Genomic DNA, 17,659 nt, shown 5'->3' on the forward strand with positions numbered 1-17,659 from the left:
CCTCGGCCGCGGCCGCCCCGCCGCTGCCCTCGGCCAGTGCCTGCGCGAGTCCGGCGCCGGGCGCGAAGTCGCCGGCCCCGGCGGTGTCGCCGGCCGGCGCGGCCTCGCCGTCGCCGAAGAAGTGAGCTGACGGGCCGTCAGCGCGGTCAGTCCAGGACCGGGTCCAGTCCGAGGGCCCGGTCCTGGGCGGCCTCCGCCTCGCGGCGCACCAGCCGGAACCACATGAAGACCACGAAGCCCGCGAAGACGAACCACTCCAGGGTGTAGCCGAGGTTCTGGAACGCCCGCAGGCTCAGCCCGTCGCCGCCCTCCGGCTGCACCGTGGGCACCGCGGTCAGCCCGGCCGGCACCTGGTCCGCCGCGACCCAGCCGTCGTACAGCGGGTACGGCAGCACGTTGACCAGCGTCGCCGGGCTGATCGTGCCCAGCTGCCCGGCGGGCAGGCCGCCCGCCACCGCGCCGCCGCTGCCGCTGGTCTCCGGGGCCTGCAACCGCCCCTGGACGCTGACCTGCCCGGTCGGCGCCGCCGGAGCCGTCCCCGGCTCCCCCGCCGCCCAGCCGCGCACCACCGCGACCGCCCGGCCGTCACCGGTGCGCAGCGGGGTCAGCACGTAGTAGCCCGACCGGCCGTCGACGACCCGGCCCGGTACCAGCAGTTGGTGCGCCCCGTCGTACTCGCCGGTGACGCTCACCGCCCGGCCCACCGTGTCCGTCCCGACCTTCGCCGCGCCGCCCGGCAGCACGGTCGCCAGCGGCTCCGCGGCGGCCTGCGCGGCGGCGGCCGTGGCCGTGGCGTTCTCCTTGTGGGTGGACACCCGCGACTCGAACCGGCCCAGCTGCCAGGAGCCCAGCATCAGGCAGACCACGATCGCCGCCACCGCGACGACCGTGCCGACGAGCCACCGCGGGCTGAGCAGGAACCGGTACACCCCACCACGGTAACCACTCCTGACAACGCCCGGGACCGCCGGGTCCCGGCCCGGGACGGGCGTCGCCCGGCCGTCGGAGCCGAGCGGACGTCAGGGTGCGGGGGTGGCCGAGGCGGTCGGGCCGGCGGGGGTGCGCTCGGGGCCGGAGCGGTAGACGGTGCCGCCGCAGTCGCCGCGCAGGGCGGTGGTGGCGGCGGGGCCGGAGGCGGTGTCCGGCGCGTAGCCGAGGGCGAAGCCGGTGGCGGCCGGGCTGGGACTGGGGCTGGCGCTGGGTGTCGGGCTGGCGCTGGGGCTGGGGTCGACGCCGGGGGCCAGGCTGGACCCGGGGGCGGGGTCGGCGGCGGGCTGGGCGGCGGCGGTGCTGGCGGCCGCGGAGGGCAGCGGGCCGCTCGGGCCGCTGGGCGCGGGCGAGGCGGCGGCGCAGCGCTGCGGCACCCAGGCGAACCGCACCAGGTAGGAGTCCCCGGGGGCGAGCAGCAGCTCGGCGGGGAGGACGGCCGGGTCGGGCAGCGAGGCGGCCGGGTCGCCGGCGATGTGCGCGGTGAGCTGGACGCCGGCGGCGCCGCCGACGGTGAACACCCCGGGGTCGGCGACCCGGCAGAGCCGTCCGCCGGTGTTGGTCAGCTGGAACCAGCCGTACAGCCGCCCGGTGTCGGGTTCGGCGGCGGCCTGCCGGGCGTCGGCCCGGCCGAGGTCGGTACGGGTGCAGGCGGGCAGGGTGACGGGCAGTCCCGTGGGGGTGCCGGAGGCGGCGGGCGAGGCGGACGGGTCGGTGCCGCCGCCGTGCCCGGTCTGCGGTCCGGGCGAGGGCCGGTGCGGGGCGTCGGAGCGGATGCCGCCGGGGTGCGGGGGGCGGTCGTGGTCGGCGGCGCCGACCGAGCCGCCGGTGGAGTCCCCGGAGAGGTTGAACGGCTGCGCGGCGTGCACCACCGGCAGCGTGATCACCGCGGCGGCCAGCACGGCCGCGCCGCTCCACGCGCGGCGCCGTCTGACCCGGCGGCGCGGCACCGCGGCCCGCAGCCGGGGCAGCGCCGCGGGATCGGGCTGCACCGCGGCGACCGCCCGGTGGAACCGTTCGCGCAGCTGGTCCTCGGTCAGGCCCGGCTCACTCATCGCCGGTCTCCATCTGGACCCGCAGCGCCGCGAGTCCGCGGGAGCCGTACGCCTTGACCGAGCCGATGGAGATGCCGAGCAGCTCGGCGACCTGAGCCTCGGTCAGGTCCGCGTAGTAGCGCAGCACCAGCACCTCCCGCTGACGGCGTTGCAACCCCCGTAGCGCGGCCTTCAGTTGGTCGCGCTCCAGCGCATCGTAGGCCCCTTCTTCTGCACTGGCCATGTCAGGCATCGGCTTGGGCAGCAGGCGCAGGCCGAGCAGGCGTCGGCGCAGCGTGGAGCGGGAGAGGTTGACCACGGTCTGCCGCAGGTAGGCGAGGGTCTTCTCCGGATCACGGACCCGGCGCCGGGCGGCGTGCACCCGGATGAACGCCTCCTGGACCACGTCCTCGCAGGAGGAGAGGTCGTCCAGCAGCAGTGCGGCCAACCTCAACAGGGAACGGTAATGGGCCCGGTAGGTGTCGGTGAGCTGGTCGACGCTGGCCCCGGTCGCGTCTGCCGCCGCCGCAGCAAGACCCATCCGACTACCGACCCGCCGGGCCGCCCCGGGCAGGGTGATGGCCACCGCTGCCCCCGTCACGTTCGTCACGCTGGTTGGACACACGATCCCCTGTCCTGGTTGCCCTCACCGCAGGGGCATTCTTCCGCAAGCCGGGAATCCCCCTCCGGAGCGTGCTCGCTCCGAAGGGGGATTCTGGCAGACCTCGCGGACGGTCCGGGTCCGCTTCACCCGTCCCGCACACAACCCCCGCTGAGGGACGCTCAGCGTCCGGTGCCGCCGTAGACGATCGCCTCGGCGCTGTCGCTGTCCAGGCCGAAGGCGGTGTGCACGGCGCGGACCGCCTCCGGCACGTCCTCGGCGCGGGTGACCACCGAGATCCGGATCTCCGAGGTGGAGATCAGCTCGATGTTGACGCCCGCCTCGGAGAGCGCCTCGAAGAACGTCGCGGTGACGCCCGGGTTGGACCGCATGCCGGCGCCGACCAGCGAGATCTTGCCGATCGCGTCGTCGTAGCGCAGCGACTCGTAGCCGATGCCGTCCTTGACCCGGTTCAGCGCGTCGATGGCCTTCTGGCCCTCGGTGTGCGGAAGGGTGAAGGAGATGTCGGTGAGGCCGGTGGCGGCGGCGGAGACGTTCTGCACCACCATGTCGATGTTGACCTCGGCGTCCGCGATCGCACGGAAGATCCGGGCCGCCTCGCCCGGCTTGTCCGGGACGCCGACGACCGTGATCTTGGCCTCCGACGTGTCGTGGGCGACTCCGGAGATGATGGCCTGCTCCATCTCGCCCCCTTCGGGCTTGTTCGGGTTGGTACCACTGACGATCGTCCCCGGCAGACCGGAGAACGACGAGCGTACGTGAATCGGGATGTTGTAGCGCCGTGCGTACTCCACACAGCGGTCCAGGAGCACCTTGGAGCCGGACGAGGCCAGCTCCAGCATGTCCTCGAAGGCGATCCAGTCGATCTTGCGGGCCTTCTTGACCACCCGCGGGTCGGCGGTGAACACGCCGTCCACGTCGGTGTAGATCTCGCAGACCTCGGCGCCGAGCGCCGCCGCCAGCGCCACCGCGGTGGTGTCGGAGCCGCCGCGGCCCAGCGTGGTGATGTCCTTGGAGACCTGCGACACGCCCTGGAAGCCGGCCACGATCGCGATGTTGCCCTCGTCCAGGGCGTTGCGGATCCGGCCCGGCGTCACGTCGATGATGCGCGCCTTGTTGTGCGTCGAGTCGGTGATCACGCCGGCCTGGCTGCCGGTGAACGACTGGGCGTCGAAGCCCAGCGTCCGGATCGCCATCGCCAGCAGCGCCATGGAGATGCGCTCTCCGGCGGTCAGCAGCATGTCGAACTCACGGCCGGACGGAATAGGCGTCACCTGTTCCGCGAGTTCGATGAGCTCGTCCGTGGTGTCACCCATCGCGGAGACCACGACGACGACCTCATGGCCGGCCTTCCGGGTGTCCACGATTCGGCGGGCGACGCGCTTGATGCCCTCGGCATCCGCGACGGATGAGCCGCCGTACTTCTGCACGACAAGGCCCACGGGGGCTCCTCGACTTGGGGTGGTAGGTCGCGGTCAGTCTAACGAGCGGGTCTGCCCCGGCCGGCGCTTTCCACATGGTGAGATGCGAATATCGAACCCTGGTCACCGCCGACCGGCAGGTCTGCGGACCGCGGCCACCCGTTCCGAAGAATCGCCGCCGACGCCGCCCCGGCGGTATCGGAACTTTCGCCTCCGGCCCGCCGGTGACGGATGCGTCACACCGTCGCCCTCCGGCCCTACAGCCCCAGCTCGGCCGCCATCAGGTCGCCCGCCTGCTGCTCCAGCTGCTCGTCGGTCAGCCCGTCGTCGTCGGTGTCCGCGCCGTCCGGCACCGCGCCCAGCGGCGAGTCCAGCCGCACGTGCGCGATCAGCGACTGCAGCGCCCGCAGCACCGCGGAGCAGGTCGAACCCCAGTTGGACAGGTACGAGAACTGCCACCACCACAGCGCCTCGGAGATCCGGCCCTCCCGGTAGTGCGTCAGACCGTGGTTCAACTCGCTGACCACACCGGCCAGGTCGTCCGAGATCCGGAACGCGCTGGGCTTCTCCGGCGGGCCGTACGGGTCGAAGACCTCGTGGTAGACGTCGATCGGGGCGAGCAGCTCGGCGAGCCGCTCGCGCAGCTCCACGCCGTCCGGCTCCGGGCCGGCGTCCGGCTCGAACCGGTCCTCCGGCAGGACGTCCTCGATCGCACCGAGCCGACCGCCCGCCAGCAGCAGCTGCGACACCTCCAGCAGCAGCAGCGAGATCGCGCTGCCCGGCTCGTCCCCCTTGGCCACCTCGGTGACGGCGAGCACGAAGCTCTCCACCGAGTCGGCGATCTGGACCGCGAAGTCGTCCGGCGCGTCCGTGTCGGTGAGGGTGTGGGTGCGGTCCGCGGCGTCGGCGGTACCGGAGGGGTGCGCGGTACCGGCAGGGTGGGCGGTACCGGAGGGGTGTGCGGTACCGGCTGGGTCAGCGGTGTCGGTTCGGTCAGACATCGAGCAGTCGTCTCCCTTCGAACGCCCGGCCGAGGGTGACCTCGTCGGCGTACTCCAAGTCCCCGCCGACGGGCAGGCCGCTCGCCAGCCGGGTGACCTTGAGGCCCATCGGCTTGCACAGCCGGGCCAGGTAGGTCGCGGTCGCCTCCCCCTCCAGGTTGGGGTCGGTGGCCAGGATCAGCTCGGTGACCGTGCCGTCCGCGAGCCTGGTCATCAGCTCACGGATCCGCAGGTCGTCCGGACCGACCCCCTCGATCGGGCTGATCGCCCCGCCCAGCACGTGGTAGCGGCCGCGGAACTCGCGGGTGCGCTCGATCGCCACCACGTCCTTGGGCTCCTCCACCACGCAGATCACCGCGAGGTCCCGGCGCGGGTCCTGGCAGACCCGGCACTGCTCGGCCTCCGCGACGTTGCCGCAGACCACGCAGAACCGGACCTTCTCCTTCACCTGCTGCAGCGCGTACGCGAGCCGGCGGACGTCCACCGGATCGGCCTGCAGGATGTGGAAGGCGATCCGCTGGGCGCTCTTCGGACCGACTCCGGGCAGCCTGCCCAGCTCGTCGATCAGGTCCTGCACCACGCCCTCGTACACCGCCACGCCTTCCTTCGACCGGGGCTCGCACCCCGGTGCCGTGTACCGCTGCCATGCACCGGTGCCATCATCCAACGAATCGGGCGCCGGACACACCGGCCGACGCCCGACTAGCTCATAAATCACACAATCAGTTGTCAGGTGACGTTCAGGCTGGTCGAGCCCTGGTCGCCCGCCCGACGGGTGGCACGGATCAGAACGGCAGGCCCGGGATGCCGCCGCCGAGACCCTGGGTGAGCGGGCCCATCCGCTCCGCCTGCAGCTTCTGCGCCGCCGCGTTGGCGTCGCGCACCGCCGCCAGCACCAGGTCGGCCAGGGTCTCCGTGTCGTCCGGGTCCACCGCCGCCGGGGCGATGGTCAGCGCCACCAGCTCGCCGGCCCCGGTCACCGTCGCCTCCACCAGGCCACCGCCCGCCGACCCGCTCACCTTCGTCTCGGCCAGCTCCTTCTGAGCCCGGCCGAGCTCCTCCTGCATCTTCTGCGCCTGCTTCAGCAGCTGCTGCATGTTCGGCTGGCCACCACCAGGAAACACGGAACTCTCCTCGGTCCGTCGGCGTCTCACGCCAGCACCGGACCACCCGTGGCACCGGCGCTGGCACCTCGTCCCCGAGCCTACGCGGCCCGCCGTCCGCGCAGCGTCAGTTCGGCCGGTGGTGGATCTCCTCCAGCACCGTCGCCCCCAGCTCACGGACGATCAACTCCTGCGCGGAGAACGCCTCCTCGTCGAGATCCGGGTCGTCCTCCTCCGGGATGTCGTCCTCCGGCGCCACCATCGGTGCGGCCGGCACCGCGGCGGCCGGGGCACCCGGCTGCGCGGCTGGCTGAGAGGGACTGGTGGCCGACTGCGTGGCGGGGCCGGGGGGCGCGGGGGGCGCGGACGGCACCGGCTGGTACGCCGGGGGAGCTGTGGGCTGCGGTGCGCTCTGCTGGACGGGGGCGGGCTGCGGCGCGACCGGCTGGGGCGCTCGGGGCGGGGTGGACCAGCCTGCGGTGCCGCCCGGGTTTCCGCCCGGGTTGCCGGTGGGGTTGCCGGTGGGGGCCGCGCCGGTGGCGACGCCGCCCGAGGTGCCGCCGGACGGGTCGACGATGCAGTCCACCCGCCAGTCCACGCCCAGGGCGTCCGACAGCGCCTGCCGCAGCACCTCGTCGCTGTGGCTGCCGACGAAACTGTCCCGGGCGCCCGCGTTCACGAACGACACCTGCAGGGTGCTGCCGTCGAAGCCCGCCACCTGGCCGTTCTGGCTGAGCAGGATCCAGGTGAACCGGCGGCGGTTCTTCACCGCCTCCAGGATCTGCGGCCACATCTGCCGGATCTGCGCCGCGCCCTGCTGCGCCGCGGCCGAGGGCTGGGCGGACGACTGGGCTACCGGCTGCGGGGCGACCGGTTGTGGCGCGACCGGCTGCGGCGCCGGAGCGGGAGCCGGGGCCTGGGCCGGGGGTTGCTGCTGCGGTGCCGGCTGCTCTCCCGCGGGCGGGAAGCTGCGCGGGATCGGCCAGGCGCCGGGGGCGGGACCGGCGGGCTCGGGGGCGGGTGCCGGTGCCTGCGCGGTGGGCGCGGGCTGGACGACCGGCGCCTCCTGCGGCATCGGCGCGGCGACCGGAGCTGCTGCCGTGGCTGTGGTCGGGACTGCTGCCGGGGCCGGTTGGAACGCCACCGGCGCGGCGAAGCCGCCCGTCGATGCGCGCCGCTCCAGCTTGTCCAGCCGGGCCTGCATCGACAACTCGTCGCCGTACGCGCCGGGCAGCATGACCCGGGCGCAGATCAGCTCCAGTTGGAGCCGGGGGGCGGCGTTGCCGCGCATCTCGGTGAGGCCGGAGTTGACGATGTCGGCGGCGCGGCTGAGCTCGGCCGGACCGAAGCGGTCGGCCTGGGCCTGCATCACCGCGACCCGGTCGGCGGGAGCGTCGATCAGGCCCTTCTCCCCCGCGTCCGGCACGGTGGCCAGGATCACCAGGTCGCGGAGCCGCTCCAGCAGGTCGGTGACGAAGCGCCGCGGGTCGTGGCCGCCCTCGACCACCCGGTCCACCACCTGGAAGACCGTCGCGCCGTCCTGTGCGGCGAAGGCGTCCACCACCTCGTCCAGCAGCGCGGAGTCGGTGTACCCGAGCAGGGCGGTGGCCATCTGGTAGGTCACACCGCCCTCGGCGGCGCCGGCCAGCAGCTGGTCCATCACCGACATCGAGTCACGCACCGAACCGGCGCCGGCCCGCACCACCAGCGGGAACACCGAGTCCTCGACCTGGATCTGCTCGCGTCCGCAGACCTGCGCGAGGTAGTCGCGCAGCGTCCCGGGCGGTACCAGGCGGAACGGGTAGTGGTGGGTGCGGGAGCGGATGGTCCCGATCACCTTCTCCGGCTCGGTGGTGGCGAAGATGAACTTCAGGTGCTCCGGCGGTTCCTCGACCACCTTGAGCAGCGCGTTGAAGCCGGCCGAGGTCACCATGTGCGCCTCGTCCAGGATGAAGATCTTGTAGCGGCTGTGCACCGGCGCGAAGAACGCCCGCTCGCGCAGCTCACGCGCGTCGTCCACACCACCGTGCGAGGCGGCGTCGATCTCGATCACGTCGATCGAGCCGGGGCCACCGGTCGCCAGGTCCCGACAGGACTGGCACTCCCCGCACGGCTCCGGGGTCGGCCCCTGCTCGCAGTTGAGGCAGCGGGCCAGGATCCGGGCACTGGTCGTCTTGCCGCAACCGCGCGGCCCGCTGAACAGGTACGCATGGTTGACGCGGTTGTTGCGCAGAGCCTGCTGGAGCGGGGCGGTCACGTGCTCCTGCCCGATGACCTCCGCGAAGGTCTCGGGGCGATAGCGGCGGTACAGGGCTAGGGACACGCCACCGACGATATCGGGACCAACAGACAAACGGGACGCCCGACCACTCACCCGTCCGTCCCCGGGAACGCAAGGACCCCTCGCGCACCCGCCAGAGCCCTCCTACCCTTGCTGCCTTCCGGCCCTGGGGGGGTTCAGAGAGATAACGCCACACGAGGGGCTGCCCCAAGAGTAGCGGATCCCATCCCCCACTCCCCCCACCCACCCCCATCTCCGATCCGCAGGTCTCCCCGCCCACCCACCTGCGACACAGCGGTTCGCAACCACCCCCCGACATGTACTAAGCTCTCCCACGGAGGATTCGCCTAGAGGCCTAGGGCGCACGCTTGGAAAGCGTGTTGGGGGCAACCCCTCACGAGTTCGAATCTCGTATCCTCCGCATCTGTCCGCCAGGGCAAACGAAAGGCCCCGACCGGATTCCGGTCGGGGCCTTCGTCGTGTCTTGATGACTGCATTTCTGGTGGTCAGGCATGGGGGCGGCGGAACTGCGACAACTGGGCCTCCTCGCGAGCTTCTTGGCGTAGGCACCCTCTGATCGCGGCGCACCCCCGCTCAAGACAGGCCCCGGCAGGGGTGCAACTGCGGCCCTGGGCCCGGGTCAGGGGATGCTGATCACTACCTTGCCGAAGGGGCTGCCGGTGCTGAGGTGCTCGTAGGCCTTGACTGCCTCGTCGAAGGTGAAGACGCGGTCGACCACCGGGTGGAGGGCATGGTCGGCAAGAGTCGCGTTCAGGCGCTCGAAGCTGGTCCGACTGCCCACCGCCAGCCGCTGCAAGGAGAAGTAGCGGCCGTTGAACACTTCGGGGTCGATCACCGTTCCGCCTGCGGGGAAGGCTCCGGTCACCGAGATCTGGCCGTTGAAGCCGACCGACTGGATGGACTTGGCGATGCTGGGCGCCCCGACGGCCTCCAGGACGAGATCGGCGCCGCGGCCGGCGGTGAGCTCGCCGACCGCGAGCTGCCAGTCGGGCGTCACCCGCCGGTCCAGCACCTCGGCAGCGCCGAGCTCCTTCAGCCGCTTGCCCTTCTCCTCGCCGGAGGCCACGACGATGACACGGCCGCCCAGGGCGGCGGCAAGCTGCACGCCGAACAAGGCCACCGCGCCCGCACCGACGACCAGAACGGTGTCACCCTCGCCCATCGGACGCGGCCCGGTCGTCAGCCCCGACCAGGCCAGAACAGCGGCGCACGGAAGCGTCGCCGCCTCCTCGTAGGAGAGGTGGGCCGGGATCTGCACCACCGACTCCTCGTCGACCACCTGGTACTCGGCCAGCATTCCGTTCAGGTTGGCCCCGTACTGTTCGCCGACCAGCGGCAGCGTCATCGGGCCGTCGATCCAGCGGGGGAAGTAGGTCACGGCCACCCGGTCACCCACGGCGGCGCGCTGCACGCCCTTGCCGACCGCCACGACCTCGCCGGCACCGTCGCTGAGCGGGACGATGCCGGGTGTCGCCGGAACCGGGTAGGTCCCGGCGAGCAGCATCAGGTCCCGGCGGTTGAGCGAGGCCGCACGCACCCGTATCAGCACCTGGTGAGGTCCGGGCTCCGCGAGCCGCTGTTCCCGGACGGCCAGTCCGTCGAGGCCGTCCTGCGGGCGGTCGAGGTGGTAGGCGGTACCGGTCCAGCTCTGCAGATCCGTCATCGTTCCTGTCCTGTCCGTGGGTTGTGGCCTCGACAGGAACACTATGGAGATCACGACGCCGGGGAATCAGTCACGCATAGGCATGGCGGCGCAGTTCGCAAGTCAGGGTGTCCGAGCGCTCTCACTTCAGCCGCTGCACCGCGAGTGCGGAGACGATGTTCCGCCGCCACCGATCGGTGACGAGTGGCGGCTGCACTTCGCCATCAACGGAGCCACGAGTGACCCCGTCAGAAACGGTTCAGGTTCTCGTCAACAGGAGGGGTGTTCACCGGGGTCGCCCACCCCGCCTACGTGGCTGCGGCCGTGGCGGCTGATTCGCGGAAGGTGACGACGGCTTCGCCGTTCTCGCGGGCCCAGGCGGTGAGCATTCTGATGGGCTCCTCGAGGGTTCGCCCGAGGGCGGTCAGGCTGTACTCGACGCGTGGTGGTGCCTCGGCGTACGCGTGCCGTTCGACGAGGCCGTTGGCTTGGAGTCGGCGCAGCGTCTGGGTCAGGACCTTGCGGGAGATGCCGCCGCTCAGGTCGACCAACTCGCCGTGGCGCAGCGGGCCTTCGGTCAGTGCGAAGAGGGTGACCATGGACCATTTGCTGGCGATGATCTCCATGGCCAGGAGGGCGGGGCAGTCGGCGAGGAAGGCGATTCCGGGTCGCTGGCTCATGGCCTCGAAGGTTACCTGAAGGTACCTATCGGCCGCCTATCGTCGTCGAGGTGCGCACGTCCCTTGCTCGCATCTCGCATGATTGAGGTTTCAGCCGTGTTCGCCTCCCTTGCCTTTCTCACCGTGCTCATGTCGGCGGTTCTCCTGGTCTCGGCCGGGGCCAAGTCCCTGCGGACGCGACACATCACCGAGCAGATGTCCACGCTCGGAGTGCCGCAGAGCATGATGGCTCTCCTGATCGGCGCTCAGATCGCGGGCGCGGTCGGCGCGATCGCCGGACTCTGGTGGGGACCCGTCGGAATCGCGGCCGCGATCGGCCTGACGGGCTACTTCGCCGGGGCGGTCGCCTCGCACCTGCGAGTCGGCGACCGGAAGGGCGCGCCTCCGGCGGCGGTCCTCACCGTGGTCTCCGTCGCCCTGATCGTGCTGCGCGCTGCCACCCTCTGATCCGCCGTGACCACGCGGACCGAGCGACGGCGGCCTGGAACGGCGGTCGCTCGGCCGCGTGGTCACCGTGCCGTCATCGGCTCCGGTGCGCTGTGGGCGCGACGGTAGGCCAGTGGTGACAGGCCCAGGTGCTTGTGGAAGTGCTTGCGCAGGGCGACCGGGTCGCCGAAGCCGCAGGCGGTGGCGATCCGTGCGACGGCCAGGTCGGTGGACTCCAGCAGCAGGCGCGCGTGCGCCAGCCGCCGCTGCGCCAGCCACTGCAACGGGCTGCTGCCCACCTCGCCGCGGAACCGGCGAGTGAAGGTGCGCACGCTCATGTGCGCGTGCCGGGCCATGTCCTCCAGTCCGATCGGCTCGGCGAGCCGGTTCAGCGCCCACTGCCGGGTCGCCGAGGTGGAACGGTCGGTGTCCTGCGGAACCGGGTGCTCGATGAACTGGGCCTGCCCGCCCTCGCGCCACGGCGCCACGACGCAGCGCCGCGCGGCGGCCGAGGCCACCGCCGCTCCGTGGTCCAGGCGGACCAGGTGCAGGCACAGGTCGATGCCGGCCGCTCCGCCGGCGGAGGTGAGGATGCGTCCGTTGTCGACGAACAGCACGTCCGGATCGACGTCGACGTCGGGGAACAGCCGCGCCAGCGCGTCGCACAGCGTCCAGTGCGTGGTGGCCCGCTGGCCGTCCAGCAGGCCGGCCGCCGCGAGGAGGAAGGCCGAGGTGCACAGGCTGACGATGCGGGTCCGCGGCCCGATCCGGTCCAGCGCCGCGGCGAGTTCCGCGGGGAGCGCGCCGGTCGCGAGCAGGTGCTCGCCGGGTTCTTGCGTGGCGAGGACGACGGTGTCGGCGGTCTCCAGGGCCGACTCGTCGTGGTCGACGACGATCCGGTAGTCCTCGTGCGTGCGCACCGGCCGGCCGCCGAGGGAGCAGGTGCTGACGGAGTACAGCGGGCTCCCGTCCGGCGCACGGGCCTCGTTGAACACCCGGGCGGGGATGCCCAGGTCCAGCGGCAGGACTCCGTCGAGGGCGAGAACGACGACACGATGTGGCATGGCCGGAATGGTACGACAGGTGGCCTCCCGGCCACTCACTCGCCCGCGCCGCCGACCGCGAGTCTTTCTTCCGTCGGGAGAACGGTCCCGGTGCAATGAGGTGTGGGACGAAAGGAGTGGGCGACATGAGCGGGAACACCATGAAGGCGGTCACCATCACGGAGTTCGGCGGGCCGGAGGTGCTGACCGTCGAGCAGGTCGCGCGCCCCGAGCCGCTGCCGACCGAGGTGCTGGTACGGGTGCACGCCGCGGGCGTCAACCCGGTGGACTGGAAGACCCGCGAGGGCCAGGGAATGGCGGGACTGCAGACGTTTCCGCTGATCCTGGGCTGGGACGTGTCCGGGGTGGTGGAGGAGGTCGGCTTCGGCGTGACCACGCTGGAGGTCGGCGACGAGGTCTACGGCATGCCGTGGTTCCCGCGCGCCGCCGGCGGCTACGCCGAGTACGTGACCGCACCGGCCCGCCAGTGGGCCCGCAAGCCGGCCACCCTCGACCACGCGCACGCCGCCGCCGTGCCGCTGGCGGCGCTGACCGCCTGGCAGACCGTGGTCGACACCGCCCACGTGCAGGCCGGCCAGCGCGTCCTGATCACGGCCGCCGCCGGCGGGGTCGGCCACTTCGCGGTCCAGTTCGCCCGCCACCTGGGCGCCCACGTGATCGCCACCGCCAGCGCCGCCCGCCACCCCTGGCTCAAGGAACTCGGCGCCGACGAGACCGTCGACTACACCGCCACCCGCTTCGAGCACGCCGTCGCCGACGTCGACGTGGTCATCGACCTGGTGGGCGACGCCCACGACAACACCAGCACCCGCTCGCTGAAGGTCCTGCGCCCGGGCGGCCTGCTGGTCGCCGTCCCGGCCGGCGTCTCCCCGGAACTGGCCGCGGCCGCCGCAGCGGCCGGCGTGCGGGTCACCCCGTACCTGGTCGAGCCGGACGGTCCGGCACTGGCGACGATCGCGGGCCTGATCGACGCCGGCGAGGTCACCGTCGAGGTCGAGGAGACCTTCCCGCTCGACCAGGCCGGCGCGGCCCACGACCGGCTCGGAGCCGGCCGCACCCGCGGCAAGATCGTCCTCACCGTTGCCGACTGAACTTCCTCTCCTGGGAGTTGGGGGTCACGCCGCGCACGACGACATACGGTGTCAGCCCCGGCGGCCGGGGAGCATGGCCAGGGCCCGGGAGCGCTGGGCGACGAGGTCGGCGTAGGTGCCGTCGCGCTCGGCCCAGCGGTGCCCGAGGACGCCCCGCACGAGGACTTCGTGCGGGGTGGGGTCCTGCGAGAGCAGCTGCATGACCTCGGTGGCGAAGTCGTCGAGCGGCAGCGCGTGCGGGTTCACCTTCTCCTGGCCCGCCGTGGCGACGGCCGGGGGGACGAGCTCGACGACGCCGACACCGGTGCCGTCGAGCTGGGCGCGCAGTGCCTCGGAGTACGCGTGCACCGCGGCCTTCGACGCGGCGTAGCTGGGCATGGGAGGGAACGGCAGGAAGGCGATGCCCGAGGTGACGGTGATGAAGGTGCCCTGACCTCGCCGCACCAGGTGCGGGGTGAAGGCGTCGACGACCCGGATCGTGCCGAGCAGGTTGGTGTCGATCGTCGTTGCTGCCGTCGCGAAGTGCGCGGGGTCGCGCAGGTCCTCCAGGAGCATGACGCCCGACATCGTCACCACGGTGTCCAGCTCGGGGTACCGGGCGAGCACGGTGTCCCGGGCAGAGGCGACGGAGGCGCCGTCGGTGACGTCGATGCCGATCGTCGTGAAGCCTTCCGCGGCGAGGTCCGAGAGCGCCTCCGGGCTGCGGCCGCCGACGGCCACGGTGCTGCCCGCCGCAGCGAACCGCCGGGCCAGCTCCCGCCCGATACCCGAGGTTCCGCCGACGACGAGAACGGTGCGGTTGGAGAGATCCACGGGATCTTCCCTTCACTCCAGGGCGCCGTCGGTGCAAGCCCACGGCGCGGCCAGTGATGGTCTCCGTCCCTGTCGGAACGGTGCTCTCGCAGTCTTGGCGACATCCGCCGGACGGGGCAGGGCTCCCGTCTTCCCTGGTCCTGCCAGGGCCCCCGCTGGGACACCCGCACCGGATTACGGTGTCGGCATGAAGGACGACGAATCCGGCAACCGGCTCGGCGGCTACCTCCGCGCCCGGCGCGAGCTGGTCTCCCCGGCGCAGGCAGGACTGCCGCCGGGGGGCAACCGCCGCGTGCCCGGCCTGCGCCGTGAGGAAGTCGCCCTGCTCGCCGGCATCAGTCCGGACTACTACCTCCGTCTGGAACGCGGCCGCGACCGGAACCCCTCACCGCAGGTCCTCGAATCCCTCGCGCGCGTCCTGCACCTCGACGACGTCGAACGGACGTACCTGCTCGGCCTCACGGCGGCACGCCCCAGGGCGCCGCGCCGCAGGCGGCCCGAGCACGTACCGGCGCGGGTGCACGAGCTGCTCGCCCACCTCGAGATCCCCGCGTTCGTCGAAGGGCGCGCGTTCGACGTGCTGGCCTCCAACCGCATGGCGGTCGCGCTCTCGCCGCGCCTGCGGCCCGGCCAGAACCGGCTGCGTTCCCTCCTCCTCGATCCCGAGGAACAGGCCTTCCACCAGGACTGGGCCAGAGCCACCGCCGATTTCGTCGCCGCCCTCCGCACCACGATCGGCGAGGACACCGACAACCCCCGGTTCGTCGAACTCGTCGGCGAACTCGCCCTGTCCAGTCAGCGGTTCCGTACCCTGTGGGCCCGCCACGACGTCCGCACCCTCGACGGAGGCACCACCACGGTCCACCACCCCGTCGTCGGTGACCTGCGCCTCCACCGCGACAAACTCGCCATCGAGGACGTCATCCTCGTCGTCTACTACCCCGACAAGGACAGCGACAGCGACGAGAAGCTGCGGCTCCTCGCCGCACTCTCGCTCCCCGGGTCCACCGACACGGCGTCGTTGTCTCCTTGAGTGGGTGTCAGCGCTCGTCCACGAAGACGTGGGCGGCGGTGAGGCTGACGGGGTCTCTGAGCGGGGACATGCCGCCGGTCAGGCGGGGGTCTCGGCGGTGGCGGTGAGGACCGCGCGGCCGAGGGTGTGGCCGGCCATGGTGAAGCCGAGCACGGCCGGGGTGGCGTCGGCCGCCACGCCGATGGACTCGACGTCGAGGGCGTGCACGACGACGAAGTAGCGGTGCGGGCCGTGCCCGGGCGGCGGGGCGGCGCCGATGTAGCGGGCGGCGCGGGCGTCGTTGGGAAGCTGGAAGGCCCCCTCGGGCAGGCCCGAGCCGGTGTCGTCGCCGGCGCCCTCGGGCAGTTCGGTGACGGTGGCGGGGATGTCGGCGACCGCCCAGTGCCAGAAACCGGAGCCGGTCGGGGCGTCGGGGTCGTAGACGGTGACGGCGTAGCCCTTGGTGCCGTCAGGCGCGCCGCTCCAGGACAGCTGCGGGGAGACGTCCTTCCCGCCCGGGACGCCGAAGATGCCGGAGAACTGCTCGGGCGACCACGCGCCGCCGTCGGTGACGGTGCCGCTGGTGACGGTGAAGGAGGCCGCCTCGGGGAGACGCGCAAAGGGGTCGTTGGCACTCAAAGCGTCGTTCCTTTCGGGCTGTGGGGTGGTGGTGCGGTCAGCCGAGGAGGCGCGGAGCACCTGTCGCCCTCGACTGTTCATGTGATCGACGATATCACTGATAATCGATTATCTGCTCGGCCGTCTATGCTGAGGGCCATGACTCAGGCGGCCCACACCCCCACCTCGGCGGGGAAGCAGATGCTCTCCGAGCAGGTCTACGCGAGCCTTCGGGACGCGATCATGCGCGGGGACTACGGCCCGGGCGTCGCCCTCAAACCGCAGGAGCTCGCCAAGCGACAGGGCGTCAGCCTGGCCGTCGTGCGGGAGGCGCTCCTGCGGGTGGTGGGCGAGGGCCTCGCCGACCGGCTGCCCAACCGCGGCTTCGCCGTGCCGGCCTTCTCCGACCGCCGCTGGCAGGAGATCGGGGAGGCGCGGCGGACCATCGAACCGGCCATGCTGCGGATGTCCATCGCGCGCGGCGACATCGACTGGGAGGCGCGCGTACGAGCGGCCCACCACCGCCTGGCCCGCACTCCCGCGTACGTCCCCGAGGATGGCGAGTACTACAGCGCCGCGTGGTCCGAGGCGCACCGGGTCTTCCACCGGACCCTGTTGGAGGGGTGCGGCAACCCCGTCCTGCTGGAGACCTTCGACCGGATGTGGACCGCGAGCGAGCTCGCCCGCCGCTGGTCGGCGCAGCGCGTCCCCGACCGCGACGGTGCCCAGGAGCACCGTCTGCTGGAGGAGGCGGCACTGGCCCGCGACGCCGACACGGCGGCCGCGGCGCTGGTCCGGCACCTCACGCTGACCGCAGCCGGGCTGGCCGACTCCTCGCCCGAGACCGGACAGACGTGACCGCCCGTCGCCGAGCCGGTGGCCGCCTGGCGTCGTGGGCGGCGGGGAGTTCGGCGAGGGCGGCCTGCGGTGGGCGGGCGGTCTGCGGTGGGCGGGTCAGAGGTTGAACATCCCGGTGTACGGCTGGATGATGCGCTCCTGTCGTGATCCGAAGTCGACCAGTACCGCGGTGTCGCCCTCGACGCCGATGACCCGGCCGAGGCCGTAGGAGTCATGGGTGACGCGGTCGCCGACGGCGAAGTGCTTGCGCGGTGCTTCGGTCCTGGCTTTGAAGGGACTGGTGGGCAGGTGCCGACGGACTGGCTCAGGTTTTCTCATCCGGGCCAGTATGCGCCGCGGGGAGCGGGGTGGGGACGTCCGGAGCGCCCGAATTCCGTGGAGTCCGAAATGCCGGGTGTGTCGAACGGCACCCTCGGGGCGCGGGCCCGGAGGACCGCCGCGGGTCGACCGGCGGACCGGAGCAGGGCATACAACCCGATCAACTGCCCTTCATGAAAGGCCCGTTGACCGACAAGGCGACTTGAAACCGATACCACCGGCGAAAACCCGCCAAAAACTCGGGGGGAGATTTCCGCCCGCTGCGGGCTCGGGGCTGCTACAGTCGAGCGTAGTTGCAGTAGTGGTTCCCATTAACTTTGTGTGCGCCTGCTCTTGTATCGCGGGCGCATTTTTGTTTTCCGGGTGTTTTCCGGGCGGGTTCTCATCGCGGTGACTCGGCGTTCGCAACGTGCGGCCGCCGGAAAGTCCCTTGAAGGAGATTTCTTACATGGCTAATGGCACCGTGAAGTGGTTCAACGCGGAAAAGGGCTTCGGCTTCATCGAGCAGGAGGGTGGCGGCCCGGACGTCTTCGCCCACTACTCGAACATCAACGCCAACGGCTTCCGCGAGCTGCTCGAGGGCCAGAAGGTCGAGTTCGACGTCACGCAGGGCCAGAAGGGCCCGCAGGCCGAGAACATCCGCCCGCTGTAGTTCGCACTGCCGCGG

19 protein-coding genes, 1 tRNA gene and 1 other RNA gene are annotated in these 17,659 nt (G+C 72.1%); 6 read left to right on the top strand and 15 right to left on the bottom strand.

Annotated elements, in window-relative coordinates; all coding sequences use genetic code 11:
* Positions 1-146: 146 nt before the first annotated feature.
* The 9 genes from AB0K51_RS31275 to ffs form a co-directional block, all read right to left on the bottom strand.
* Positions 147-929: an SURF1 family protein gene (locus AB0K51_RS31275; RefSeq protein ID WP_363461028.1), complete on the bottom strand. Its 783-nt coding sequence runs from the start codon at positions 927-929 to the stop codon at positions 147-149.
* 90 nt (positions 930-1,019) lie between these two features.
* Positions 1,020-2,042, bottom strand: a complete 1,023-nt coding sequence (locus AB0K51_RS31280; protein ID WP_363461030.1) for a hypothetical protein — start codon at positions 2,040-2,042, stop codon at positions 1,020-1,022.
* Entirely contained in the window at positions 2,035-2,562 is a 528-nt protein-coding gene (locus AB0K51_RS31285; RefSeq protein WP_363461075.1) for a SigE family RNA polymerase sigma factor, read from the bottom strand. The genes AB0K51_RS31280 and AB0K51_RS31285 overlap by 8 nt, the downstream gene beginning before the upstream one ends.
* Positions 2,563-2,804: 242 nt before the next feature.
* Positions 2,805-4,085: an aspartate kinase gene (locus AB0K51_RS31290; protein ID WP_363461032.1), complete on the bottom strand. Its 1,281-nt coding sequence runs from the start codon at positions 4,083-4,085 to the stop codon at positions 2,805-2,807.
* A 236-nt stretch (positions 4,086-4,321) separates the two neighbouring features.
* Positions 4,322-5,065, bottom strand: a complete 744-nt coding sequence (locus tag AB0K51_RS31295) for a DUF5063 domain-containing protein (protein ID WP_363461034.1) — start codon at positions 5,063-5,065, stop codon at positions 4,322-4,324.
* Entirely contained in the window at positions 5,058-5,657 is a 600-nt protein-coding gene (recR, locus tag AB0K51_RS31300; protein ID WP_363461077.1) for a recombination mediator RecR, read from the bottom strand. Before recR ends, AB0K51_RS31295 begins: the two co-directional genes overlap by 8 nt.
* 193 nt (positions 5,658-5,850) lie before the next feature.
* On the bottom strand, positions 5,851-6,189 hold the full coding sequence (locus tag AB0K51_RS31305; protein ID WP_363461036.1) for a YbaB/EbfC family nucleoid-associated protein: 339 nt from the start codon (positions 6,187-6,189) through the stop codon (positions 5,851-5,853).
* Positions 6,190-6,295: 106 nt separating this feature from the next.
* Positions 6,296-8,491, bottom strand: coding sequence for a DNA polymerase III subunit gamma and tau (locus tag AB0K51_RS31310; protein ID WP_363461038.1), 2,196 nt, complete (start codon positions 8,489-8,491; stop codon positions 6,296-6,298).
* Between the two features lie 71 nt (positions 8,492-8,562).
* Positions 8,563-8,653: signal recognition particle sRNA small type (gene ffs / locus AB0K51_RS31315), an RNA gene on the bottom strand.
* Between the two features lie 132 nt (positions 8,654-8,785).
* Here ffs and AB0K51_RS31320 point away from each other — a divergent pair.
* Positions 8,786-8,870, top strand: a tRNA-Ser gene (locus tag AB0K51_RS31320).
* Between the two features lie 219 nt (positions 8,871-9,089).
* Here the strand turns inward: AB0K51_RS31320 and AB0K51_RS31325 are convergent.
* Complete coding sequence (locus AB0K51_RS31325; protein ID WP_363461040.1) at positions 9,090-10,133, bottom strand: NAD(P)-dependent alcohol dehydrogenase; 1,044 nt, start codon at positions 10,131-10,133, stop codon at positions 9,090-9,092.
* A 287-nt stretch (positions 10,134-10,420) separates the two neighbouring features.
* A complete protein-coding gene (locus tag AB0K51_RS31330; protein ID WP_363461042.1) occupies positions 10,421-10,792 on the bottom strand; it encodes a helix-turn-helix domain-containing protein in 372 nt (123 codons plus the stop codon).
* Between the two features lie 129 nt (positions 10,793-10,921).
* On the opposite strand from AB0K51_RS31330, the gene AB0K51_RS31335 reads away from it, so the two are divergent.
* A complete protein-coding gene (locus AB0K51_RS31335; protein ID WP_363461044.1) occupies positions 10,922-11,239 on the top strand; it encodes a DoxX family protein in 318 nt (105 codons plus the stop codon).
* A 62-nt stretch (positions 11,240-11,301) separates the two neighbouring features.
* Here AB0K51_RS31335 and AB0K51_RS31340 read toward each other — a convergent pair whose 3' ends face one another.
* Complete coding sequence (locus tag AB0K51_RS31340) at positions 11,302-12,282, bottom strand: helix-turn-helix domain-containing protein (RefSeq protein WP_363461046.1); 981 nt, start codon at positions 12,280-12,282, stop codon at positions 11,302-11,304.
* 125 nt (positions 12,283-12,407) lie between these two features.
* On the opposite strand from AB0K51_RS31340, the gene AB0K51_RS31345 reads away from it, so the two are divergent.
* Positions 12,408-13,373 (top strand): NADP-dependent oxidoreductase, encoded by a 966-nt coding sequence (locus AB0K51_RS31345; protein ID WP_363461048.1) that lies wholly within the window; start codon positions 12,408-12,410, stop codon positions 13,371-13,373.
* 51 nt (positions 13,374-13,424) lie between these two features.
* Here the strand turns inward: AB0K51_RS31345 and AB0K51_RS31350 are convergent, their stop codons facing one another.
* On the bottom strand, positions 13,425-14,186 hold the full coding sequence (locus tag AB0K51_RS31350; RefSeq protein WP_363461050.1) for an SDR family NAD(P)-dependent oxidoreductase: 762 nt from the start codon (positions 14,184-14,186) through the stop codon (positions 13,425-13,427).
* Between the two features lie 187 nt (positions 14,187-14,373).
* On the opposite strand from AB0K51_RS31350, the gene AB0K51_RS31355 reads away from it, so the two are divergent.
* The gene (locus AB0K51_RS31355; protein ID WP_363461052.1) at positions 14,374-15,219 is read left to right on the top strand and encodes a helix-turn-helix transcriptional regulator; all 846 of its coding nucleotides are present in this window, start codon (positions 14,374-14,376) and stop codon (positions 15,217-15,219) included.
* Between the two features lie 78 nt (positions 15,220-15,297).
* Here the strand turns inward: AB0K51_RS31355 and AB0K51_RS31360 are convergent, their stop codons facing one another.
* On the bottom strand, positions 15,298-15,837 hold the full coding sequence (locus tag AB0K51_RS31360) for a YbhB/YbcL family Raf kinase inhibitor-like protein (RefSeq protein ID WP_363461054.1): 540 nt from the start codon (positions 15,835-15,837) through the stop codon (positions 15,298-15,300).
* Between the two features lie 138 nt (positions 15,838-15,975).
* On the opposite strand from AB0K51_RS31360, the gene AB0K51_RS31365 reads away from it, so the two are divergent.
* The gene (locus tag AB0K51_RS31365; RefSeq protein WP_363461056.1) at positions 15,976-16,674 is read left to right on the top strand and encodes a GntR family transcriptional regulator; all 699 of its coding nucleotides are present in this window, start codon (positions 15,976-15,978) and stop codon (positions 16,672-16,674) included.
* A 96-nt stretch (positions 16,675-16,770) separates the two neighbouring features.
* On the opposite strand, the gene AB0K51_RS31370 is transcribed toward AB0K51_RS31365, so the two are convergent.
* Positions 16,771-16,992 carry a hypothetical protein gene (locus AB0K51_RS31370; protein ID WP_363461057.1) on the bottom strand — a complete coding sequence of 74 codons (222 nt, stop codon included), beginning with the start codon at positions 16,990-16,992 and terminating at the stop codon, positions 16,771-16,773.
* A 448-nt stretch (positions 16,993-17,440) separates the two neighbouring features.
* On the opposite strand from AB0K51_RS31370, the gene AB0K51_RS31375 reads away from it, so the two are divergent.
* Positions 17,441-17,644 (top strand): cold-shock protein, encoded by a 204-nt coding sequence (locus AB0K51_RS31375; protein ID WP_030918248.1) that lies wholly within the window; start codon positions 17,441-17,443, stop codon positions 17,642-17,644.
* Positions 17,645-17,659: the final 15 nt, after the last annotated feature.

Origin of the sequence: Kitasatospora sp. NPDC049285 (assembly GCF_040678815.1) — a bacterium.
GTDB lineage: Bacteria > Actinomycetota > Actinomycetes > Streptomycetales > Streptomycetaceae > Kitasatospora.

What these genes read in the sequence shown, in the direction of transcription:
- AB0K51_RS31370 (WP_363461057.1), bottom strand. Translation starts at nt 16,992, where the DNA reads ATGAGAAAACCTGAGCCAGTCCGTCGGCACCTGCCCACCAGTCCCTTC.
- AB0K51_RS31280 (WP_363461030.1), bottom strand. Translation starts at nt 2,042, where the DNA reads ATGAGTGAGCCGGGCCTGACCGAGGACCAGCTGCGCGAACGGTTCCAC.
- AB0K51_RS31330 (WP_363461042.1), bottom strand. Translation starts at nt 10,792, where the DNA reads ATGAGCCAGCGACCCGGAATCGCCTTCCTCGCCGACTGCCCCGCCCTC.
- AB0K51_RS31335 (WP_363461044.1), top strand. Translation starts at nt 10,922, where the DNA reads ATGTCGGCGGTTCTCCTGGTCTCGGCCGGGGCCAAGTCCCTGCGGACG.
- AB0K51_RS31365 (WP_363461056.1), top strand. Translation starts at nt 15,976, where the DNA reads ATGACTCAGGCGGCCCACACCCCCACCTCGGCGGGGAAGCAGATGCTC.
- AB0K51_RS31285 (WP_363461075.1), bottom strand. Translation starts at nt 2,562, where the DNA reads ATGGGTCTTGCTGCGGCGGCGGCAGACGCGACCGGGGCCAGCGTCGAC.
- AB0K51_RS31295 (WP_363461034.1), bottom strand. Translation starts at nt 5,065, where the DNA reads ATGTCTGACCGAACCGACACCGCTGACCCAGCCGGTACCGCACACCCC.
- AB0K51_RS31345 (WP_363461048.1), top strand. Translation starts at nt 12,408, where the DNA reads ATGAGCGGGAACACCATGAAGGCGGTCACCATCACGGAGTTCGGCGGG.
- AB0K51_RS31340 (WP_363461046.1), bottom strand. Translation starts at nt 12,282, where the DNA reads ATGCCACATCGTGTCGTCGTTCTCGCCCTCGACGGAGTCCTGCCGCTG.
- AB0K51_RS31375 (WP_030918248.1), top strand. Translation starts at nt 17,441, where the DNA reads ATGGCTAATGGCACCGTGAAGTGGTTCAACGCGGAAAAGGGCTTCGGC.
- AB0K51_RS31325 (WP_363461040.1), bottom strand. Translation starts at nt 10,133, where the DNA reads ATGACGGATCTGCAGAGCTGGACCGGTACCGCCTACCACCTCGACCGC.
- AB0K51_RS31355 (WP_363461052.1), top strand. Translation starts at nt 14,374, where the DNA reads ATGAAGGACGACGAATCCGGCAACCGGCTCGGCGGCTACCTCCGCGCC.